This is a genomic window from Microbacterium sp. Bi128, from assembly GCF_918698205.1.
This window is the reverse complement of record NZ_CAKKMM010001027.1, coordinates 1-1,839: the sequence shown is the minus strand read 5'-3', so window position 1 is coordinate 1,839 and position 1,839 is coordinate 1. Positions and strand designations below refer to the sequence as shown.

At 66.0% G+C, this 1,839-nt stretch carries 2 protein-coding genes; both read left to right on the top strand.

From position 1 onward, the window contains the following. On the top strand, nt 1-1,341 hold a 1,341-nt coding region (locus LQV45_RS29355), incomplete at its 5' end, for an aconitase family protein (protein ID WP_230010596.1). Between the two features lie 37 nt (nt 1,342-1,378). Next, the coding region (locus tag LQV45_RS29350; RefSeq protein ID WP_230010594.1) for a DUF3616 domain-containing protein at nt 1,379-1,839 on the top strand (461 nt) is incomplete at its 3' end.

Here is a 1,839-nt window from a genome sequence, read left to right as displayed (position 1 = left end):
GTGATTGCCAATATGGGCGCAGAACTCGGTGCGACGAGCACGGTCTTCCCGGCCGACGACCAGGTGCGGGCCTTCCTGCGCTCCGAACAGCGCGAGGACGATTTCACCGAAATCCTCGCCGATTCCGGTGCCACCTACGACGTGACCGACGAGATCGACCTGGCCTCGATCGAGCCGCTCATCGCCCTGCCCAGCTCGCCCGGGAACGTCGTTCCGGTGCGGGAGGTCACTGGGAGGCCGGTGGCGCAGGTCGTGATTGGGTCCTCAGCGAACCCGGGCCTGCGCGACTTCGCAATTGTCGCCGCCATCACGAAGGGACGGCAGTGCCACCCTGGACTGTCTTTCGACGTCAACCCGAGTTCCCGGCAGATCCTGCAGGACCTCACCAGGATGGGGGCCACGTTTGATCTGATCAGCGCCGGAGCCCGACTGCATCAGACCGGATGCATGGGCTGTATCGGGATGGGACAGGCCCCCGCGAACGGAAGCAACAGCCTGCGCACGATGCCCCGCAACTTTCCCGGCCGTTCGGGCACGAAGGAGGACTCGGTCTACCTGTGCTCGCCGGAGACGGCTGCGGCTGCTGCGCTCACCGGAATTATCACCGACCCGCGGGACCTGACGGAGCTTTTCGACCTTGAGTATCCCGAGATCGAACTTCCCGCGGTGTCGAGCGTGAACGTGGCAATGCTGGAGGAGCCGTTGGCGCCGGAGGAAGCCGGCAAAGTAGCGCTGGTCAAGGGCGAAAACATCTCCTCGCTTCCGGTCTTCGGCCCACTCGCCGACCGCATCGAGGCACCAGTGGCCTTGGTGGTGGGCAACGATGTCTCGACGGACGAGATTCTGCCAGCCGGTGCGCGCGTTCTGCCCTACCGCAGCAACATCCCCAAACTCGCCGAATTCACCTTCGACCAGCTCGACCCCACCTACGCCGCCCGCGCCGCCCAAACCCGCGACTCCACCGGGCACATCCTGGTCGGGGGCACGAACTACGGCCAGGGATCCTCACGGGAACACGCAGCTATCACCCCGCGCTTCCTCGGGCTGCGCGCAGTGGTGGCCGTCTCGTTCGCGCGGATCCACTGGCAGAACCTGGCCAATTTCGGCGTCCTCGCAGTCGAGTTCACAAATGCGGCCGATCATGACCGCATCGAACAGGACGATGTGCTCGCGCTGACAGGGATACACGACGCCCTGCTCACAGGCAAGGAGATCCTCGTGGAGAACCGGACCCGAGACGAGGTCTACCCTGTGCGGCACAGTCTCTCCAGCCGTCAGGTGGACATGCTCCTGGCAGGCGGCCTCATCCCTTGGCTGCGCGAACGGAGAGCGCGGGAATGAGCTGCCGATCACCGCTGACGAGGATGGGTGTGCCGCGGTGAGCGGATGGCCGCGGCCGGACGAGCCCTCCGGCGAAATCAGCCTCGTACTCGACCAGCGCAGCACCCTGGATCCGAAGGCTGACCTGCGCGACGGGTTGTCCGCGGTCGCCCGGCAGGGTTCCCACCTTTGGGTCGCCAATGACGAGACGACCAGCCTCGAACGGCTCACCCTGGAGGCCGGCGGCCAGGCCCGCACCCACCGCAGCTTCGACCTCACCCACCTCCTTGAGCTGCCCGGGGACAGGGGTGAGATGGACATCGAGGGCCTCGATGTCGAGGATGACACGCTGTGGCTGCTTGGATCGCACAGCTCGGCCCGCAAACAGGTCAAGAACAACGCCACACCCGCAGAAGCGCAGGATTCCCTGGCGACAGTGGAGGTCAGCCAGCGCCGTCGGGTGTTGGCCCGGCTTTCGACTAAGGTCCTCCTCGATCCAGACGGCGGCCGGACGGGGCA